The organism is Roseobacter fucihabitans, assembly GCF_014337925.2.
Lineage (GTDB): Bacteria > Pseudomonadota > Alphaproteobacteria > Rhodobacterales > Rhodobacteraceae > Roseobacter > Roseobacter fucihabitans.
The window spans coordinates 471,455-490,819 of the sequence record NZ_CP143423.1; the positions used below are offsets into that span (position 1 = coordinate 471,455).

Consider the following 19,365-nt stretch of genomic DNA (forward strand, 5'->3'; position numbering starts at 1 on the left):
GCTTGAAACAGCCCTTTGATTTTTCTTACGGCACTCGTCGAACTAATTACGCTCAAACCCTCGGCGGGCGTGATTTATACGCCGGCAAGCGCCACCCGAAGGCCAGCGAGCCTGCGCGCAAGGCCCATGTCACGCTGGCACAGAGCACCAGCGCAGGAAGGGGGTCCGCAAAATAGGGCCGCGCGAAGGCTGCGGCTGTTGCCCCGGCAAAGGCGGCCGTCACATAAAGTTCGCCCTGTTTGAGCACCAGCGGCACATCATCCAGCACCACATCGCGCAAAAGCCCGCCCATGCAGCCGGTGATTGTGCCCATCAGGACGACGACTAAAATGGGCTGATCCAGCGCCAGCGCCACACCGGTGCCTGCAGGAACTGCAACGGCCAGTGCAAAACTATCAAGCCAGATCAATGTCTTGAGGCGGCTCTCAAAGAGGTGCGCTGTCAGGAATACCAATAAGGCCGCCCCGCAGGCCACCCCGATATAAGTAGGCTGGGCGATCCAGAAGATCGGGTTGCGGTCCAGCAGCACATCGCGCACCGTCCCGCCCCCAACCGCCGTCAGACAGGCGACAAAGGCAAAGCCGACGATGTCTAATTGCTGGCGGCTGGCCACCAATGCGCCGGTCAGTGCAAAGACAAACACGGAGGCGTAATCGAGGAAACTGATCAGGCTCATTTGGGCTTGAACGGGGCCATGCCCGCGCGCGCCAATTCATCGGCGCGCTCGTTTTCGGGATGGCCCGCGTGGCCTTTGACCCACTTCCATGTCACGTCATGCTTGGCGTTGGCCGTGTCCAGACGTTGCCACAGCTCCACATTGGCCACGGGCTTTTTGGCGGCGTTTTTCCAGCCGTCTTTCTTCCAGCCGAAAATCCAGGAGGTGATACCGTTTTTCACGTAATTACTATCGGTCACAATGGTGATGGTGCTGCGCCGTGAGAGCGATTCCAAAGCGTTGATGGCGGCCAGTAACTCCATACGGTTGTTGGTGGTATCGGCCTCGCCGCCCTTGAGTTCGCGCTCCTTGACGATCTTTTCGCCGTCCATGGCTTGCAGCAAAGCCCCCCAGCCGCCGGGGCCGGGATTGCCCGAACAGGCCCCATCGGTATATGCGAATAACTCAGCCATGAGCGGTGAGGCTTATCCACGGGGATACTGCGCCGTCAAGGCCTTTACCCTCACCTGCCGCCAGGTCGGTCACGGTAAATCCCGCTTCCTGCAACAGCCCGGTCAGTTCGCTGTCCGTGTAGTAACTATAAAACCGTCCCATCCGGTCGCGCTTGCTGCCCGTGCCGGATTTCAGCGCGATGTGAAACAATCCGCCCGGTTTCAGCGCCATGGCGATCTGGGCCAAATGCCGGGGCATATCTGCGCGCGGCGCATGCAGCAGCGAGAAATTTGCCCAGACGCCGTCATAGATATCTGCGCCGGTGATATCCTCAAAGGTTGCCTGATACGCGCTGACACCGGGGTGCGCGGCGGCCAGGGCGACCATCTCGGGAACCGCGTCATAGGCGGTGACCTGCATCCCGGCGGCGGCCATGGCACCCGCTTCCTGTCCCGGTCCGCACCCCAGATCGAGCACATGCGCGCGGGCAGGAAGGCGCGCGATGAATGACGCCACGCGCGGATCAAGACCTGCGGTCTTGGTCATTGCAACATAGGCGCCCGCCTTCTCGGCATAGACTTTCAGGGTTTCCGCATCGCTCACAAAAATACGCCCACGGCAAGGCATATCACCACGATACTGGTGAGCAGAAGGCGCAGGGACATCCACCACAGCGGCGTCAGCCCCCAGCGCCAGAAGGCGAAATCCAGCACCAAAAGGCCTGCAAAGCCGAAGATCAGGTTCATACCCGCCGTGACCGGGCCACCCCCCGTCATGAAGAATGCCCATAGGGCGGGGATGACGGATAATGTGTAACCAACGGCCGCCCGCGCGCCTGTTGTTTTGGTCGCAAAGCCCCAGAGCACGCCGGACATGAAGGACAGGATCACCGAGCCGTAAAACAGCTGGATATAGGGACCGATGAAACGTGGGCCGAGCGCGCGCAGGCCCCAGTCGGCCAGTGGCGCATTGAGATAGGTCATCGCGCCCCAGACAAAGGGAATTAGGCCCGCAAGGCCGAGGATCAGGGGGGCAGTAGGGATGCGTTTCATGACGCCTGTTGTGCCATGCCGGAGGGGAAGGTCAAGCCATCTATCCGATCTCACGGTCAAAACCGGTATCGGTCTGGCGCATGCTGACACGCCCCGCCCAATGCGACCACCACGCCGACAGCGCGGGGTATTCCGCCAGCATCTGGGCCCCTTCCGGTGCTGCGCTAAAGGCGGCAATCATGGGGGCGAGGTGACAATCGGCCAGTGTCGGCTCAGGCCCCGCCAGAACATGGCCCTGCACTGCGATATCCTCCAGTGCGCGCAAAACGCGGGGTGCCTGTGACATTCCTTGGGCGATCTGATCCTCATCTGGTGCCAGCCCCTCCCAGGGCCGGAACACCCGATGTGCAAAAACCTGCCGGACCAGCGGCCAATAGCCATAGGAATCGGTGATGCTGATGACCTGGGCCATGCGTGCGGCGGCTTTGGGATTCTGCGGGATCAGGGCGGGATGCGGAAAGGCCAGATCGACATAGCGCAGGATCGCCGCCGTTTCATAAATCACAAAGCCCTCATGGCTCAGCACCGGCACCCGCCCGAAGGGATGCAATGCGCGGCAGGCATCCGCTGGATCCGTCTCAAACGGGTCTATAGGGTCGAATTGAAACGCAACGCGCTTCTCGGCAAGCGCCACCAGAACGGCCCGTGTATAAACGCTGTGCTCATAGCCATGGACCGTCAGGCCCGCGGTCATGCAGGCTCGCGCAACACCCGTGGCACCTTGAACTCGACGTTCTCAACAGCCGTTTCCACGACCTCTTGTGTCACCTCGTAATGCGCGGAAAACGCGTCGATCACCTCGTTGATCAAGACTTCGGGTGCGGATGCGCCTGCCGTGATGCCAATGCTGCGGATGCCTTCCAAGCTGCGCCAATCAATGTCGGATGCACGCTGCACCAGTTGCGAATATTTGCAGCCCGCGCGTGCGCCCACTTCGACCAGCCGCTTGGAATTACTCGAATTCGGTGCACCGACGACCAGCATGGCATCGCATTTCGGGGCCATCGCCTTCACCGCTTCCTGCCGGTTGGTGGTGGCGTAACATATGTCTTCCTTATGCGGCCCGACAATGCCCGGAAACCGCGCCTGCAGGGCGGCTACCACATCGGCGGTATCATCCACGCTCAGCGTCGTTTGTGTGACATAGGCCAGCCGTTCAGGATCGCGCACCACCACGCCCGCCACATCATGCGGCGTTTCCACCAACAGCACATCGCCTTCGGGCAATTGTCCCATGGTACCGACGGTTTCGGGGTGGCCTTCATGGCCGATCATGATCATCTGCAGGCCGTTGTCGGCATGGCGTTGGGCTTCGATATGCACCTTGCTGACCAGCGGGCATGTCGCATCGACATAGATCATCTCGCGCGCTGCTGCCGCCGCAGGCACGGATTTGGGCACACCATGCGCGGAAAAGATGACCGGCCGGTCGTCGGGGCACTCCGAGAGTTCCTCGACAAAAACGGCTCCCTTGTCGCGCAACCCGTCCACGACGAATTTATTGTGCACGATCTCATGGCGCACGTAGACGGGTGCGCCCCATTTATCCAATGCCATCTCGACGATCTTTATGGCGCGGTCCACACCCGCGCAGAATCCGCGCGGGGCTGCCAGATACAGGGTGAGAGGGGGTTTACTCATGGCTCAGGCTCCGGTCTAGCACGTCACGTGCGTCACATGTGTGTGACCAGAAGTAGGGCTTTGGTGTCCCAGCGTCCAGAGGGGCGCGCCATCACGCGCACCCTTTCAACCGGCGGCTGCGGCCTCCGGATACTCACGGGGCGGGCGCCCGATGACGTCCTTCAACTCATCCAATTCGATGAAATTATCCGCCTGACGGCGCAAATCATCCGAAATCATCGGCGGCTGGCTGCGAATCGTCGACACGACAGAGACGCGCACACCCGAGCGTTGCAGGCTTTCCACCAGCGGACGGAAATCGCCATCCCCCGAGAACAGCACGATATGGTCGATGCGCGGGGCCAGTTCCATCGCATCCACGGCCAGTTCGATGTCCATGTTGCCTTTGACCTTACGGCGGCCCATGCTGTCGGTGTATTCCTTGGCCGGTTTCGTGACCATGGTGAAGCCGTTGTAATTCAACCAGTCCACCAGGGGCCGGATTGGGGAGTATTCATCATTTTCCAACAGCGCTGTGTAATAGAACGCCCGCAGGAGTTTGCCCCGACGCATGAATTCCTGGCGCAGCAGCTTATAGTCGATATCAAAACCAAGCGACTTTGCAGCGGCGTAAAGATTCGAACCGTCGATGAACAGCGCGAGCCGTTCGTCCTTGTAAAACATTTTTTGTCCTTCCGATGGGTCAGGCGCTAGCGTTTAAAAAACGTCCAGATTAAATAAACAACGATCCGACTACGCTGAAAATAGGGTTTTTTTAGAGTGCCGCAAGGGATGATGATGGGTAAAGCAAGCGAAATTTCGCCACAAATCCGGTCAGTTGCGTTGATTGCCCTAGGGTCAAATCAGCCAAGTGCCAAGGGTGACGCGGGGGCAGCGGTGCAAATGGGCGTGCAATTTCTGGTTGAAAAATACAAAGCGATTCGCGCAGTTAGCCCCTTTTACCGCACCCCGGCCTTCCCCTCTGGCAGTGGGCCAGACTTCGTGAATGCTGTGGTCGCCATCGAGACCGCTGATGCGCCGGAAAAAGTGATCGCCACATTGCATGGGATCGAAGAAAAAATGGGGCGCACTCGTGAAATCCGCTGGGGGCCGCGCATTCTGGACCTCGATCTGATCGCGCTGGGGGGGCATGTATTGCCCGATAGGGCTACGCATGCGGTCTGGCGTGATCTCAGCCTGGAAGAGCAGATGCAGCGCGCGCCGGACCGTTTGATCCTGCCGCATCCGCGCGTGCAGGACCGCGCTTTTGTTCTGGTGCCGCTTGCGAATGTGGCACCCGATTGGGTGCATCCGGTTCTGGGCCAAAGCGTGGCGAAGATGCTTGCGGCCTTGCCCGCAGGGGCAAAAGAAGAGGTCGTGGCGCTGTCATCGGACAGTTCTGGGATTAGCTGAAAACAAGAATCACCCCCTAAAGCCCTGAAAGCCGGGATTTCAGCCTGCACGACGGGAATCACATTTCCGCCAAAACGCTATAGGTGCTTGTAAAACTCTCAAAAGGGGCCTAGACACTCGTTTTCTGACAAAACCCCGATTTATGGAGCGTTCCATGGCCCGCGTCACAGTAGAAGATTGCGTCGATAAAGTCCCCAACCGGTTTGAGCTGGTGATGCTGGCGGCGCATCGCGCCCGCGAAATTTCCGCTGGCTCTGCCGTCACCGTGAACCGGGACAATGACAAAAACCCCGTTGTGTCGCTGCGCGAGATTGCCGATGAGACACAGAGTGCGGATGATCTGCGCGAGCGTCTGATCGAGAGCAACCAGAATCAGATCGAAGTCGATGAGGCCGAAGAGGACTCAATGGCGCTTCTGATGGGTGCCGAGCAAGATAAGCCCGAAGAGGACAGCATGTCCGAAGAGATGCTCCTGCGCCAGTTGATGGCCGCACAGGGGCAGGGCTGAGGCTCACCCCCAGCGCCTCAAAGGGCAGATGAATGAGACCGCCGGACCAGATTGATTTTTCCGCAGATGATCTGGTCGGCCTCGTCACCAAATATAATCCACGCACGAACGCCGCCCGTATCCGCGCCGCCTATGAGTATGGGCGCGAGATGCACGAAGGTCAGCTGCGCCATTCCGGTGAGCCCTATTTCACCCATCCCGTGGCGGTGGCCGCGATCCTGACGCAGCAGCAACTGGATGACGCCACGATCATCACGGCGCTGTTGCACGACACCATCGAGGACACCAAAGCCTCCTATCTCGAGGTCACCCGTCTGTTTGGCGCAGAGGTGGCCGAATTGGTCGATGGCGTGACCAAGCTGACTAACCTGCAACTTAACTCCAGCGAGACCAAACAGGCGGAGAATTTCCGCAAGCTGTTCATGGCCATGTCCAAGGATCTGCGGGTTATTCTGGTGAAACTTGCGGACCGCTTGCACAACATGCGCACGATCAAGGCGATGCGCCCGGATAAGCAGGCGCAAAAAGCGCGCGAAACCATGGATATCTTTGCCCCCCTGGCGGGACGCATGGGCATGCAGTGGATGCGCGAGGAGTTGGAAGACCTCGCGTTTCGCGTGCTGAACCCGGAAGGGCGCGCCTCCATCATCCGCCGGTTCATCAACCTGCAACGCGAAACCGGCGACGTGATTGAACGGATCACCGGCGATATGGCGCTGGAATTTGACCGTGCGGGGGTTCAGGCAGAGGTGGTGGGGCGCGCGAAAAAACCCTATGCGATCTGGCGCAAGATGCAGGAGAAGAATCAGAGTTTCAGCCGTCTCTCCGACATCTACGGATTCCGCATCATCACCGAAAGCGAAGAGGATTGTTACCGCGCGCTGGGCGCAATTCATCAACGCTGGCGCGCCGTGCCGGGGCGGTTCAAGGATTACATCAGCCAGCCCAAATCCAACGGCTACCGCTCTATTCACACCACTGTCTCCGGGCGCGACGGCAAGCGCGTCGAAGTGCAGATTCGCACGACCCAGATGCATGATGTGGCCGAAACCGGCGTGGCCGCGCATTGGTCTTATCGCGACGGTGTGCGCTCTCAGAACCCCTTTGCCGTGGATCCGGCCAAATGGATCACGCAACTCTCTGAACGGTTTGACGCCGAAGAAGACCACGAGGATTTCCTTGAGGCGGTGAAGCTTGAGATGTATTCCGACCAGGTCTTCTGTTTCACGCCCAAGGGCGAGGTGGTCAAATTGCCGCGCGGGGCCACGCCGATTGACTTTGCCTTTGCCATCCACACGCGGATCGGGTCGGCTTGTGTCGGTGCCAAGGTCGATCACATGCGCGTCCCGCTCTGGACCCGGCTCAAAAACGGCCAATCGGTCGATATCATCACCGCCGAAGGTCAAAGCCCGCAGGCGACATGGCTTGATATCGCCACCACCGGCAAGGCGCGCTCTGCGATCCGCCGCGCGTTGCGCGATGAGGATCGCGCGCGCTTCATCAAGTTGGGGCGTGAATTGGCGCGCTCCGCCTTTGAGCACGTGGGGCGCAAGGCCACCGACAAGGTGCTGGCCACCGCCGCACGCCACATGCGTTTTGAAAACCGCGATGATCTGCTGGCCCGTATGGGCAGTGCGGAAATCACCGGGCGCGAAGTCGTCCAGATCGTTTATCCCGACCTCATGCCGAAACCGGGCGAAAAGGTCGATGCCAGCCGCGCAGTCGTGGGCCTGTCCCCGGCGCAATCCTTCGAGCGCGCGTTTTGTTGCCAGCCGTTGCCGGGCGAACGCATCGTTGGTATCACCTTCAAGGGACGCGGGGTCGTCGTGCATGCGATCGATTGTGACCGGCTGAGTGCTTATGAGGAGCAACTGGACCGGTGGCTCGACCTGCGCTGGCAAGAGGGCGATCACGGCGCCGTCAATGGGGCCACGCTTGATGTGACGCTGAACAATGACGCGGGCACCCTTGGTCGTATCTGCACCTTGATCGGGGAGAGTGGTGCGAATATCTCGGATCTACAATTTGTTGACAGGAAACCTGACTTTTACCGTCTTCTGATCTATGTGGACCTTAGAGATGCGGCGCATTTGCATAGCCTGATGCTGACGCTTGAAGCTGAAAGCGATGTAGCAGAAATTTTACGCTATCGTAATATGCCAAGGGAGACAGTGGATCCGTCGGCCTGATTGTACGTTTTGGCCCGCACTGGGCCATTTATTTGAGGGGGTTTGCGCGGGCAGACACCCTATATGGAGATTGTGAGGACCCCGCCCCTTGGTTTTTAAACGCCGCGACCCCAAAAGCTGGCCCCGTGCCACCGTCGAGCTGCTTTGGCCGCGCGGGGGATGGGCGCGTGCGTTCCACTATGTCAAACACCGCATGCGCCGCCTGCCCGACAGCCCCGAACGCATTGCGCGCGGTATCTGGGGCGGCGTCTTTGCCACCTTCACACCGTTTTACGGATTTCATTTCTTCATCGCAGCGGGAATCGCCATTTTGCTGCGTGGCAATGTGATCGCCTCGCTGATGGCGACCTTCTTTGGCAATCCGCTGACCTATGTGCCGATTGCGGCGGCGGCTCTGTCCACAGGCCATTGGATTCTGGGCGATCGTATGGACGAACAGCTGCCGCGTTCTTTTGGCGGTAAATTTCTCGATGCAGGCGCTGATCTCAGGGATAATTTCATGTCCATGTTCACCGACGCGACGGCGGATTGGACGCGCCTGTCGGTATTTTACGACGAGATTTTCTTTCCCTATATGGTCGGGGGCATCCTGCCGGGAATCTTCTTTGCGACGCTGTGTTATTATCTTTCCGTCCCCGTGATCCGCGTGTATCAAAAACGCCGCAGGGGGATGATCAAGGCCAAACTTGACGCCCTGAAACTAAAAACTGCCGCAAAAGCGGATGCAAAACGCAAAGCGGAACACTCGACCGGGGACTAACCTGCGATGGGTTTGATGCAGGGGAATGGGGCGCGCAAACCATGCGACCTTCTGGCAAAACGCGGCTTTTGTCTCCCTGTGGAACACATCGCGCCTGATAGGGGGCTAAGATATGGCCATGACTGACAAACTGCGCCTTGGCGTGAACATCGACCATGTGGCGACGGTGCGCAATGCGCGGGGCGGTGACACGCCTGATCCGCTGCGCGCGGCGCGCATTGCCGAAAGTGCAGGGGCGGATGGCATCACCGCGCATCTGCGCGAGGACCGCCGCCATATTTCGGATGCGGACATCGAGGGGCTGATGGAGGTTTTGAGCGTGCCTTTAAACTTCGAGATGGCCGCCACCGATGAAATGCAGAAAATTGCACTGCGTCACAAACCCCACGCGGTTTGTCTTGTGCCCGAAAAGCGCGAAGAACGCACCACCGAGGGCGGGCTTGAGGTCGCGCGCGAGGAAAACAAGCTGGCGCATTTTATCGCCCCCCTGCGTGAGGCCGGGTGCCGCGTGTCGATCTTTATTGCCGCAGACAAACGCCAGATCGAGGCCGCCCACCGCATCGGTGCCCAGATCATCGAGATCCACACCGGCGCTTATTGCGACGCGCATAGCGAGGGCGATTTCGTCGCGCGCGACGCCGAACTCGAACGCATGCGCGAAATGTCCACATTCGCCCATGCGCTGGGTCTTGAGGTCCACGCAGGTCACGGGCTGACCTATGAGACGGTGAAACCCGTCGCCGCCTTTCCCGAAGTGATGGAACTCAACATCGGCCATTTCCTGATCGGTGAGGCGATCTTTCGCGGGCTGGAACCGGCGATCCACGAGATGCGCCGCCTGATGGAGGAGGCGCGCGCATGAAAAGGCTGTATCTGGCCGCGACGCTCTGGTTCATGTCGCTGCCAGCTCTGGCGCAGGATTGGGGCGATCTGAATGCCGTCATTCTGCCCGCGTTGTCCTCCTCCGGCACGTCCGAGGCGACCTTCTGGCTGCCCAATGTGAATGACCCTGAAGCCGCCAGCCTGTCTCTGGCCGTGGTCTATGAATATATCCAGGGTTCTGCGGGCAACACCTCTATCGCCGTCGGGTTTTTTGTCCGACAACCGACGGGTTGGGCTTTTGGTGGCACGGTCGAAAATCTGTTTGGTCACAACCCTCGTGATGCGGTGTTCGCTGACAGCTTCGTGGAGCTGACGACAACCACGCTTGGCCCCAACGAGCCGCGCTGCTGTCCGACCATGCAAACCCGCTGGCGGGTGGATTACCAGAGCCGCACGGCGCAGCGGCTGAACTGAGGCGCGCCCATGATTCTCGGCATCGGCACGGACATCGCGAATATCGAGCGTATCCAAGGCACGCTGGACCGTTTCGGTGACCGCTTCCGCAATCGCGTCTTCACCGAGGTCGAACAGAAGAAGGCCGAACGGCGCAAGGATGCCGCCGGGACCTACGCCAAACGCTGGGCCGCTAAGGAGGCCTGCTCCAAAGCGCTTGGCACCGGACTCGCCATGGGCATTGCCTGGAAGGACATGTCCGTGAGCAACCTCAAGACCGGCCAGCCGGTGATGCATGTGACCGGCTGGGCGCGCGAACGGCTCGATAAAATGACCCCGCCCGGACATGTCGCGACCATCCACGTCACGCTGACGGATGATCACCCCTGGGCGCAGGCCTTCGTAGTCATTGAGGCCCGCCCGATGCCCGATTAACTCTTTGCTCACAAAGATCCGTTCCCGCTCCCTTTACGCCGTCCCGATACATGGCCTGTGGATGCTCTCTGCATCGTGATTTTTCACAAAAACACGCGCGTTAACCGTAATTAACCAAGATTGGGCGGCACGGGTCGCAAACCGTCACGTCCCCCCGCCTTGACTTGCCCCCCGCGCCCCCGCATTTAGACGCAAATCATATCACGGGAGCGCCCCATGGCCGCCAAGGAAGAAAAGAAGCAGAACGCGATCATCGAGACGATCAAAACCGTCGTCTATGCGCTGCTTATTGCCGGTGTATTCCGCACCCTGTTTTTCCAGCCGTTCTGGATCCCCTCGGGCTCCATGAAAGAGACCCTGCTGGTGGGCGATTTTCTCTTTGTGAATAAGATGGCCTATGGCTATTCCTATGCCTCCTGTCCCAGCGTGATCCTGCCGCGTTTCGGGATCAATATCGACGCCAAGAACATTTGCGGTTTCCTTGACGGTGACAACACGCGCCTGTTTGCCGGTGAGCCCGAGCGCGGCGATGTTGTGGTGTTCCGCCACCCGGTATCGGGGCGTGATTATATCAAGCGGGTGATCGGCATGCCGGGTGACAGCATCCAGATGCGGGGTGGGGTCGTGTTGATCAACGGCACGCCCGCGCCACAGGAACCCGCTGGTTTCTTTGAAGAAACCATGGAACCGCAAGGTCCCGAGGGGCGCCGCCCACGTTGTGCCAACGGTCCCGTTGGCGACGGTGGCATCTGTCGCAAAGCGCGCGCCATCGAGACTTTGCCAGGCGGCAGGACCCATGCGGTGCTCGACATCGGCGTGCAGGCCTCTGACAGCACTGGCGTCTATCAGGTGCCCGAGGGGCATTATTTCTTCATGGGCGACAACCGGGATAATTCCGCCGACAGCCGCCTGGGTCCCCAGATACAGGGCGTCGGTTACGTCCCGCTGGAAAACCTGATCGGACGTGCGGACCGCATCGTGTTTTCCTCCGCAGGGCGCTCCATGCTGTTCTTCTGGACCTGGCGTGCGGATCGTTTTTTCAAGGCGGTCGAGTGAAGCTTTCCGCTGAATTGAAGTCCTTTCAGGACCGGCTGGGGCATGTGTTTGCGCGCCCGGATTTATTGGCGCAGGCGGTGACGCATGCGTCGATGTCCTCGGCCAATCGGGATGACAATCAGCGGCTTGAATTTCTGGGGGACCGGGTCCTTGGATTGGTCATGGCAGAGGCGCTTCTGGCGTTGGACAAGGCTGCGGCCGAGGGACAATTAGCGCCGCGTTTCAATGCGTTGGTGCGTAAGGAAACCTGTGCTGATGTGGCCCGCGAGATTGATCTCGGGGCGGTTCTGCGGCTGGGACGTTCCGAAATGTTATCGGGCGGGCGGCGCAAACAGGCGCTGCTTGGGGATGGTATCGAAGCGGTGATTGCGGCGGTCTATCTGGATGCGGGGTTCGAGGTCGCCAAAGCGCTGATCCTGAACCTTTGGGGAACGCGCATCCACGAGGTCGAAGAGGATGCGCGCGACGCCAAAACCGCGTTGCAGGAATGGGCGCAGGCACGGGGTCTGCCCCCGCCCGCCTACGTTGAAGTGGCGCGCAGCGGGCCGGATCATGCGCCGGTTTTCACGATCGCGGCACAGCTTGAAACCGGAGAGAGCCAGCAGGCCACCGCCGGATCCAAACGGCAGGCCGAACAGGCCGCAGCCGGTAACCTATTGTCAGAACTGGAAAAAACGTCATGAGCACGCGCGCCGGTTTTGTCGCCCTGATCGGGGAGCCCAATGCGGGTAAATCCACGCTCCTCAACCGCATGGTGGGGGCCAAGGTTTCCATCGTGACCCATAAGGTGCAAACCACGCGGGCGCGTATTCGCGGCGTGGCGATGGAGGGGCAAAGCCAGATCGTTTTCGTGGACACGCCGGGTCTGTTTCAACCGCGCCGTCGTCTGGATCGGGCGATGGTTGCCGCCGCCTGGGGGGGCGCTGCGGATGCGGATGTCGTGGTCTTGCTTATTGAGGCGCAACGCGGCGTGACCGAGGGCGTCGAACGCATCCTTGAGGGTTTGGAAGACATCGGTGAGGGGCGCAAAGTTGCGCTTGCGATCAACAAGATAGACCGCGTGCAGGCCGAAGTCTTGCTGGGCCTTAGTCAGAAGCTGAATGAGCAATACCCCTTTGTCGAAACCTTCATGATTTCCGCCGAAAAAGGCCATGGTGTCGTGGCCCTGCGCCACTGGCTTGCCGGGCAGGTGCCGACAGGTCCGTGGCTTTACCCCGAAGACCAGATTGCCGACCTGCCGATGCGTATGATCGCCGCCGAAATGACGCGCGAAAAACTGACGCTGCGTCTGCATCAGGAGTTGCCCTATCAGCTTACCGTGGAGACCGAAGGTTGGGAAGAGCGAAAGGACGGATCGGCCAAGATCGACCAGCTGATCTATGTCATCCGCGACGGTCACAAGGGGATCGTGCTGGGCAACAAGGGTGAGACGATCAAGGCCGTGTCCAAGGCCGCACGCGAGGAGTTGGAAGAGTTTCTGGGCCGCAAGATCCATTTGTTTTTACAGGTAAAAGTGCGCCCCAATTGGCTGGACGAGTCTGAGCGGTATTCGCAGATGGGTCTCAATTTCAAAGATGGCAATGCGTGAGGGGACCTGAATGGCGCGCCTGACGGCACGGTTCTGGATTGACGCCTATCTGGCGCGGCTGCGGATTGAAAACATCCCGGCGTTTATCGTGTCCCACGGTGATGATACTGCCGGCAGCGTGCTGGTGAAGGTGAACCATCTGAACGGCCATGCAGACCTCTATCAGCGCAGTTATGATCTGATGTCCGATAGCCAGTCATGGAATGTTCTGGCGCAGGGCGATGAAGCGGAAATGGACAATGCGATCAAACGCCAACAGGGCTTTGATCCGGATCTTTGGGTGGTCGAGGTCGAGGACCGGCAGGGGCGGCACCTGCTGGATCAACCCGGTCTTGAGTGATGGAATGGCGCGATCAGGGGATATTGCTCAGCACCCGGCGCCACGGGGAAACATCCGCGATCATTGAAGTTTTTACGCCTGATCATGGCCGTCACGCGGGCGTCGTGCGCGGGGGCACCAGCCGCAAGATTGCGCCGATCCTGCAACCGGGCGCGCAGCTTGATGTGACCTGGCGCGCGCGTCTTGAGGATCATATCGGCAGCTTTAACGTGGAGCCCGTGCGCAGCCGTGCCGCCGTTGCCATGGGCGATCGCATGGCGCTTGCGGGGCTTAACGCCGTGACCGCGCTGCTGGGTTTCTGTCTGCCGGAACGCGAACCGCATGCCCCCCTCTACCGTCGCTCCGAACAATTACTCGATCTACTGGAGCAGGGGGATCTTTGGCCTCTGGCCTATTTGCGATGGGAAATCAGCCTTTTGGAGGAGATGGGCTATGCTCTGGACCTCAATACCTGCGCCGTGACGGGCACGACACAGGACCTCATTTACGTGTCCCCTAAATCGGGCCGTGCGGTGTCACGCGGGGCCGTGGGTGAGTGGCGGGATCGGATGTTGCCCTTGCCGGAGGTGCTGCGGGGCCGGGGGGAAGCCGGGACTGATGAAATCGCCCAAGGGCTTGTGACGACGGGTTATTTTCTGAGCGCCCATCTGGCACAGGATTTGGGAAACAAGCCCTTGCCCGAAGCGCGCGCGCGCTTCATCGAAGCGTTAAGCCGTCGGCTTTGAACACCATGATGCGGCCTTCATCATTGGACAGCAGCAGCGTGTCGCCAAGCACTTCGGACAGGCTCATTTGCGTAAGCGCTGTAAAATACGCGATCTCCGCGTCCAGATCAGGACAGGCCAGACGCGTCGCCGCAATCGGTCCGGCCTCAAACCAGGGGTATGGTACGGCCATGGTCGCGCCATAGGCGTTACAGGGCGCTTTTCCGGCGATCTGGCCGGTTTCGGGGAAGGTGAGCGTCGCATCATAGATCACGGATGCATTGTCGAGCTCCACGAGCCGCCAAGTCCTGTCAGCGGCACCGTAAGCTCTGACAGTTTCGTCACCTTGACACCCGGTCAGGATAAATACCGCCGCCACAAGTGCGCAAAACAGATACTTCATACCGACTATTTTAACGCCAGCACAAGGTCGATCATAGTGTCAAATGCGGCGCTTGGATTGGCTTGATCACCCAAGTGGGGCAAGCCGATCAAAGCGCCGAGGCAGCTTTGTGCAAAACCGGGGTTGGTCACGCCTAACTGGCGCAAAAGACTGCTGAAATATGTCAGTCTTTCCGCATCCACCTGTGCAATCGCAAAGGCAACATCGGGCGATGTTTTCGCCCAGGCTCTGAAGGCCGAATCCTGTTCATCTGACAGGATCAAAGCCCCAAACCGGCGCAGCCTCTGCTCTGCTGATCCGTCTTCGGAGAGTGCGGTGAGCACATCGGCAAAGGCACGGGATTGCCAGTCGGCCAGTATCGCCTGCTGAAAGGCAGGAACGTCCTTGAAGTGCCAATAAAATGAGCCTTTGGTGGTCCCAATCTTGCGCGCCAGAGGTTCGGCGGCCAAAGCTGCGGCACCGTTTTCGACCAGTTCCGAAAGACCGGCCTCAATCCATAATTGGCGGGTGAGTCGCTGATGTTTCATGCTTCAGGATTATGGAGCCAATGGCGATGCTGCAAGCGCGAAACAGCCGGATTCTACGGAATATTAATTGGCCCAACGCTGCAAGCCAAAATCCTCCTGTTTCGCCCGATAAAACGGCAATAACTTGCCGCATTCCGGTGTTAGGACAGCAAGCGACGGGCAATTACCTGAGCTTGGATTTCCGCGGCTCCCTCGAAGATGTTCAAGATGCGGGCATCGCACAAGACCCGACTGATCTTATACTCAAGCGCGAAGCCGTTGCCGCCATGGATCTGCAAACCATTATCCGCCGCTGCCCAGGCCACCCGCGCTCCGAGCAGTTTTGCCATGCCCGCTTCGACGTCACAGCGTCGCCCCTGATCCTTCTCGAAGGCCGAAAAATAGGTAAGCTGGCGTGCAATCATGATCTCGACGGCCATCATCGCCAGTTTGCCGGACACACGGGGGAATTCGATCAGCGATTTGCCAAATTGCTTGCGGTCTTGGGCATATTGCATGGATATGTCCAATGCGGATTGAGCCACCCCGATCGCACGGGCGGCGGTCTGAATACGGGCGCTCTCGAAGGTCTCCATCAATTGCTTGAAGCCCTTGCCTTCCTCGCCGCCAAGAAGGTTTTCACCCTTCACGTGGAAATTGTCGAAGGCCAGTTCATATTCCTTCATGCCGCGATAGCCGAGCACCTCGATTTCGCCACCCGTCATCCCCTCTGTCGGGAACGGGTTGGCATCATCGCCCGGCGTCTTTTCGGCTAAAAACATGGACAAGCCTTTGTAATCAGACGTTTCTGGGTCCGTGCGCGCCAGTAAGGTCATGATTTGTGTGCGCGTTGCATGCGTGATCCAGGTCTTGTTGCCGGTCACACGGTAATCCTCACCATCCTTGACGGCGCGTGTGCGCAGGCTGCCCAGGTCGGAGCCGGTGTTGGGTTCGGTAAACACTGCCGTCGGCAGGGTTTCGGCTGAGGCCAGGCGGGGCAGCCATTTTTCCTTTTGAGCGTCGGTGCCACCGGCGATGATCAATTCGGCGGCGATTTCCGAGCGGGTGCCCAGGCTGCCGACCCCGATGTAGCCGCGTGACAATTCCTCGGACACGACGCACATAGAGGCCTTGGACAGTCCGAAGCCGCCGTATTCTTCGGGGATGGTCAGCCCGAACACGCCCATTTCTGCGAGCTCTTCGATCACTTCCATCGGGATCAACTCATCCTTCAGGTGCCAATCATGCGCATAGGGTTCAACCTTCTCAACGGCATAGCGGCGGAATTGCTCGCGGATCATCTCAAGCTCTTCGTCCAGCCCGGATACGCCGACCGTATTATTGGCGGATTGTTCCTGCATCAATTCGACCAGACGGCTGCGCGCGGCTTGCGTGTTGCCCCCCTGCGTCAGGGTCATCACGGCCGGTTCCATTAAGGCGCGCATATCGGATTGGCTCAACCCCAGGTCCTGCAACCGCAGGATTTCACCCTGGTTCATCTGGATTCCACCGTAAATCTGCCACAGATATTCGCCAAAGGCGATCTGATGCAGCAATTGTTCGGTCTCTCCAAAGGTTCCTTTTGACTTCAGGTCTTCGGCCCAACGCTGCATTTGGCGTAACGCCTGAGCATAGGTTGCCAGCCACGCAAGGCCATGCGCCGCAGTCTGATGCGCTTCGATCAACGCGCCGGACACCCGGTCACCTTCACTTACCAGTGTTTTTACGCGGGCAGTTGCTGTTTTGAGCACCGCATCAACAGGCCCGAGCGCCTGTCCAGTCATCTCAAGTAGTCCCTCGATCACAACTGTCGTAGCAATGGGCGGTGTCTGTCCATCATGCGGCATCTTTGTCATCCTCTCTAGATCGTCAGTGATGTAGTTCTTTCGCAGTTGCAGCGCAACAAAAATACCAAGAATAATACATTTTTGATTGAATATTTCGCATCAATTCACGTCGTGTTGAGAGGATAGGTCTGCGTTTGGGTGGCGCAAGTGGGTTAGCTGTTAAAAATTACTGCTGGAAAAAGGAAAAGCACCGCTTTCGCGATGCTTCCCAGTCACACTTGTTAACAAGACTAAATGATTAAACGGACGATCTGGTGGCGGGTGCGCCCGCTCACCGAAAGATTTTTTTGTCTGAGGCTTAACCCTGCCGCGCGACAGTCACGCCGGAGACATCCTCGATAAAAGTAACAATGCGCGTCTTTATCGAGTCATCCCGAATTGCGGCAAGTGCTGTGACGATTTCGAGACTTGGGTCCCGTGCCTGCATATTTTCCGCTGATGTATCAATACCTTCAAAGAAGTATGAGGTCGGAACGTGAAGTATGCGGGATAACTCATAAAGCCTGCTGGCGGCGATTCGATTGGACCCGATTTCGTATTTCTGGATCTGCTGAAACGAAAGATTCAATTCCCGAGCGACATCTGTCTGGGACAAACGTCGCATCGTGCGAATCTGTTTCAATCTGCGGCCAACGTGAACATCGACTGGATGTGACATAACTATTTAACACCTCTGGTTGTGACTATGTTCACTCTTCACGGGAATAGCCGACTCGTTCAACTGACTACCTTTTTCTTTTTTTTGATTAAAAATGTTCTGATGCTGGATGAAAAATGTTGCATTAGTGGATGATTTATTTACCATCAACCGCGATGAATAGGATTGTGAACCCTTCTGAAACAACACAAGCGGTAACAAAAACCGCAGAATCTCATGGCCTTTTGCATGAGATGATCCGATCGTTCACGACTCTTGCGAGGACGTTAAATCTTAGTCACGCGGTAAAGGAGTTGGGGAGCACACGCCAAACCCTGCGTCGCCACATAACGCAGCTGGAGGGAATCAAAGGCGTTGCGTTGTTTACGGTAGAAGAGCGGCAGTATCGCTTGACCGAAGAGGGTGAGCGCGCGCTGCCGGAAGCCCTGGATATTCTGGCGCGTGGCAATGCCTGGTTGAATCGTAGCGTGCGCCATGTGGATGGGCTGCAGCTGTTCAATACGACCCTGCCGAACGGCTGGTGTTTTTGGCAACAGCAACATTCGCTCAGTCGGATATGGAATTCCCCCTCCTGCCTCATGCGCGAGACGCTGAGAAGCTGGTCGATGTCTGGCGGGGATATCGAATCACCCATGATGGAACATGTCCGCCCTTATCTGATCGTTTATCGCCATACGATCGCGGGCTGGATATGTGTCGAGTTCGGCGAGCAGTCTTTTTTCGTAAAATGGTTCGGTTGGGCGAAAGCGCGCAGCAGTGTGGGAAGGTCTTTGGGCCGGATGCCGGGTGGGGATGACTTCGCGCGCATGTTGGATCAGCCTTTTCACGAAGTTCAAACCACGCAAAATGTGCGTCTGGATCACGTATTTACACTTGTTCCGCGCGAATCTGACGGAACTTTGCAGCCCGTTAACTATCAACGCTTGATGCTTGGGGGACGATTCCCTGACGGTAGTTTGGCGCTTTATGCTTTGGTCGAGCCATCAGCAGATGTTGAGATATTTGGTCTGGATCAAGGCAAAATTGTGCAACCTTCTGCCGAGATTATGGTAAATTTCGATCCGGTTAACGCAAAATACGAGCGTTAACCACTTAATTAGGCTAGCCTTTGTCTGAGGATGCTCGGCAAAGGAGTTTTGGCATGTCATTTCACAGCATGAACGAAGGGGCGCAATTCGTCGCTACCAGTCGTGATATTTTACTACAAAATCAAATTAAGGTCACAATTGGGTCAGATTTCTTAGAATACCGCAAACTGCTGAGAGAAGAACGGCCGCAGCAGATCATGGGGGCTCCCTTCGATCCGGACATGCACGATCTTAACCATAAAAACGCTTTTTGGCTGGTGGCGCGCGATTCCGACGGGCTCATGATGCACACTCAGGCCTCGCGTCTCATCAATCTCAAGCAGCGCACGCTCAGCGGCTATATGCTCAAACGATTCCGTGATTTCCCCCCGGCAATCCCGGATATTGATCTGAAACGCTCCCGCTATCGCGCGAGCCCGGGTGCGAATCGCATTACCGGAGATGTTGTTTACCACGGCGAGGTCTGGATGGGTGATACGGGTCAATATCGCGGAACCGGGCTGTCCACGGTGTTGGCACGCTACGGCATTCATGAGGCCATGTGCCGTTGGAACCCCGATTATATCTTTGGTTTCATGGCCAGAACAGTTGCCTTTAAAGGGTTTGCCGAGCGTATGGGGTATATGCACAACGAGCCTGGTGCATTGCGGTGGTACCGCAAAGGCAGTGACATGCCGTTGGAGGGCTTTGTCAGCTATCTCAGCAATGAAGACACCAGGTATCTACTGCAGATGCCAGTGGTAGATGTCGTGGATGTCCCCCAACCACAGTCCAAAGCGGCTTAGAAGCCAGACCGTCAAAAGCGCAGGGCAACC

The 19,365-nt window shown here is 58.2% G+C and carries 25 protein-coding genes; 14 read left to right on the forward strand and 11 right to left on the reverse strand.

Translation table 11 applies throughout. The features are described 5' to 3' along the window. Positions 1-52: 52 nt before the first annotated feature. From ROLI_RS02285 to ROLI_RS02315, 7 genes are all read right to left on the reverse strand, one after another. Positions 53-676 carry a trimeric intracellular cation channel family protein gene (locus ROLI_RS02285; protein WP_187429065.1) on the reverse strand — a complete coding sequence of 208 codons (624 nt, stop codon included), beginning with the start codon at positions 674-676 and terminating at the stop codon, positions 53-55. Then, positions 673-1,128, reverse strand: coding sequence for a ribonuclease HI (gene rnhA, locus ROLI_RS02290; RefSeq protein WP_187429066.1), 456 nt, complete (start codon positions 1,126-1,128; stop codon positions 673-675). Before rnhA ends, ROLI_RS02285 begins: the two co-directional genes overlap by 4 nt. Next, entirely contained in the window at positions 1,121-1,711 is a 591-nt protein-coding gene (locus ROLI_RS02295) for a bifunctional 2-polyprenyl-6-hydroxyphenol methylase/3-demethylubiquinol 3-O-methyltransferase UbiG (RefSeq protein WP_187429067.1), read from the reverse strand. Before ROLI_RS02295 ends, rnhA begins: the two co-directional genes overlap by 8 nt. After that, positions 1,708-2,160, reverse strand: coding sequence for a DUF3429 domain-containing protein (locus tag ROLI_RS02300; protein ID WP_187429068.1), 453 nt, complete (start codon positions 2,158-2,160; stop codon positions 1,708-1,710). Before ROLI_RS02300 ends, ROLI_RS02295 begins: the two co-directional genes overlap by 4 nt. Positions 2,161-2,200: 40 nt before the next feature. Next, positions 2,201-2,854 (reverse strand): glutathione S-transferase family protein, encoded by a 654-nt coding sequence (locus tag ROLI_RS02305; RefSeq protein ID WP_187429069.1) that lies wholly within the window; start codon positions 2,852-2,854, stop codon positions 2,201-2,203. Then, complete coding sequence (gene ispH / locus ROLI_RS02310) at positions 2,851-3,801, reverse strand: 4-hydroxy-3-methylbut-2-enyl diphosphate reductase (RefSeq protein WP_187429070.1); 951 nt, start codon at positions 3,799-3,801, stop codon at positions 2,851-2,853. The genes ROLI_RS02305 and ispH overlap by 4 nt, the downstream gene beginning before the upstream one ends. 105 nt (positions 3,802-3,906) lie before the next feature. Then, entirely contained in the window at positions 3,907-4,464 is a 558-nt protein-coding gene (locus tag ROLI_RS02315) for an NYN domain-containing protein (protein ID WP_187429071.1), read from the reverse strand. Positions 4,465-4,578: 114 nt separating this feature from the next. Between ROLI_RS02315 and folK the strand changes: the two genes are divergently transcribed. The 12 genes from folK (at position 4,579) to recO (ending at position 14,069) form a co-directional block, all read left to right on the forward strand. Next, positions 4,579-5,193, forward strand: a complete 615-nt coding sequence (gene folK / locus ROLI_RS02320; protein WP_316247410.1) for a 2-amino-4-hydroxy-6-hydroxymethyldihydropteridine diphosphokinase — start codon at positions 4,579-4,581, stop codon at positions 5,191-5,193. A gap of 154 nt (positions 5,194-5,347) precedes the next feature. After that, positions 5,348-5,701, forward strand: a complete 354-nt coding sequence (gene rpoZ / locus ROLI_RS02325; RefSeq protein WP_187429072.1) for a DNA-directed RNA polymerase subunit omega — start codon at positions 5,348-5,350, stop codon at positions 5,699-5,701. 32 nt (positions 5,702-5,733) lie between these two features. Continuing rightward, on the forward strand, positions 5,734-7,890 hold the full coding sequence (locus ROLI_RS02330; protein ID WP_187429073.1) for a bifunctional (p)ppGpp synthetase/guanosine-3',5'-bis(diphosphate) 3'-pyrophosphohydrolase: 2,157 nt from the start codon (positions 5,734-5,736) through the stop codon (positions 7,888-7,890). Between the two features lie 88 nt (positions 7,891-7,978). Beyond that, on the forward strand, positions 7,979-8,650 hold the full coding sequence (locus ROLI_RS02335) for a DUF2062 domain-containing protein (RefSeq protein WP_187429074.1): 672 nt from the start codon (positions 7,979-7,981) through the stop codon (positions 8,648-8,650). A 112-nt stretch (positions 8,651-8,762) separates the two neighbouring features. Next, the gene (locus ROLI_RS02340) at positions 8,763-9,512 is read left to right on the forward strand and encodes a pyridoxine 5'-phosphate synthase (protein WP_187429075.1); all 750 of its coding nucleotides are present in this window, start codon (positions 8,763-8,765) and stop codon (positions 9,510-9,512) included. Then, on the forward strand, positions 9,509-9,946 hold the full coding sequence (locus tag ROLI_RS02345; protein ID WP_187429076.1) for a hypothetical protein: 438 nt from the start codon (positions 9,509-9,511) through the stop codon (positions 9,944-9,946). The genes ROLI_RS02340 and ROLI_RS02345 overlap by 4 nt, the downstream gene beginning before the upstream one ends. Before the next feature lie 9 nt (positions 9,947-9,955). After that, positions 9,956-10,360, forward strand: coding sequence for a holo-ACP synthase (gene acpS / locus ROLI_RS02350; RefSeq protein ID WP_187429077.1), 405 nt, complete (start codon positions 9,956-9,958; stop codon positions 10,358-10,360). A 216-nt stretch (positions 10,361-10,576) separates the two neighbouring features. Next, entirely contained in the window at positions 10,577-11,416 is an 840-nt protein-coding gene (lepB, locus tag ROLI_RS02355) for a signal peptidase I (RefSeq protein ID WP_187429078.1), read from the forward strand. Further along, positions 11,413-12,099: a ribonuclease III gene (gene rnc / locus ROLI_RS02360; RefSeq protein ID WP_187429079.1), complete on the forward strand. Its 687-nt coding sequence runs from the start codon at positions 11,413-11,415 to the stop codon at positions 12,097-12,099. The genes lepB and rnc overlap by 4 nt, the downstream gene beginning before the upstream one ends. Next, positions 12,096-13,004 (forward strand): GTPase Era, encoded by a 909-nt coding sequence (era, locus tag ROLI_RS02365; protein ID WP_187429080.1) that lies wholly within the window; start codon positions 12,096-12,098, stop codon positions 13,002-13,004. The genes rnc and era overlap by 4 nt, the downstream gene beginning before the upstream one ends. Positions 13,005-13,014: 10 nt before the next feature. Further along, on the forward strand, positions 13,015-13,344 hold the full coding sequence (locus ROLI_RS02370; protein ID WP_187429081.1) for a DUF1491 family protein: 330 nt from the start codon (positions 13,015-13,017) through the stop codon (positions 13,342-13,344). Further along, a complete protein-coding gene (gene recO, locus ROLI_RS02375; RefSeq protein WP_187429082.1) occupies positions 13,344-14,069 on the forward strand; it encodes a DNA repair protein RecO in 726 nt (241 codons plus the stop codon). Before ROLI_RS02370 ends, recO begins: the two co-directional genes overlap by 1 nt. On the opposite strand, the gene ROLI_RS02380 is transcribed toward recO, so the two are convergent. The 4 genes from ROLI_RS02380 to ROLI_RS02395 form a co-directional block, all read right to left on the reverse strand. After that, a complete protein-coding gene (locus tag ROLI_RS02380; protein ID WP_187429083.1) occupies positions 14,041-14,451 on the reverse strand; it encodes an META domain-containing protein in 411 nt (136 codons plus the stop codon). The genes recO and ROLI_RS02380 overlap by 29 nt on opposite strands. 5 nt (positions 14,452-14,456) lie before the next feature. Then, positions 14,457-14,978, reverse strand: coding sequence for a TetR/AcrR family transcriptional regulator (locus ROLI_RS02385; protein WP_187429084.1), 522 nt, complete (start codon positions 14,976-14,978; stop codon positions 14,457-14,459). A gap of 140 nt (positions 14,979-15,118) precedes the next feature. Then, positions 15,119-16,804 (reverse strand): acyl-CoA dehydrogenase family protein, encoded by a 1,686-nt coding sequence (locus ROLI_RS02390; protein ID WP_187429085.1) that lies wholly within the window; start codon positions 16,802-16,804, stop codon positions 15,119-15,121. A 298-nt stretch (positions 16,805-17,102) separates the two neighbouring features. Next, positions 17,103-17,462: a helix-turn-helix domain-containing protein gene (locus tag ROLI_RS02395; protein ID WP_187429086.1), complete on the reverse strand. Its 360-nt coding sequence runs from the start codon at positions 17,460-17,462 to the stop codon at positions 17,103-17,105. A 131-nt stretch (positions 17,463-17,593) separates the two neighbouring features. On the opposite strand from ROLI_RS02395, the gene ROLI_RS02400 reads away from it, so the two are divergent. Further along, positions 17,594-18,550, forward strand: coding sequence for a LysR family transcriptional regulator (locus ROLI_RS02400; protein ID WP_187429087.1), 957 nt, complete (start codon positions 17,594-17,596; stop codon positions 18,548-18,550). A gap of 53 nt (positions 18,551-18,603) precedes the next feature. Then, positions 18,604-19,335, forward strand: coding sequence for a hypothetical protein (locus tag ROLI_RS02405; RefSeq protein WP_187429088.1), 732 nt, complete (start codon positions 18,604-18,606; stop codon positions 19,333-19,335). Positions 19,336-19,365 lie beyond the last annotated feature (30 nt).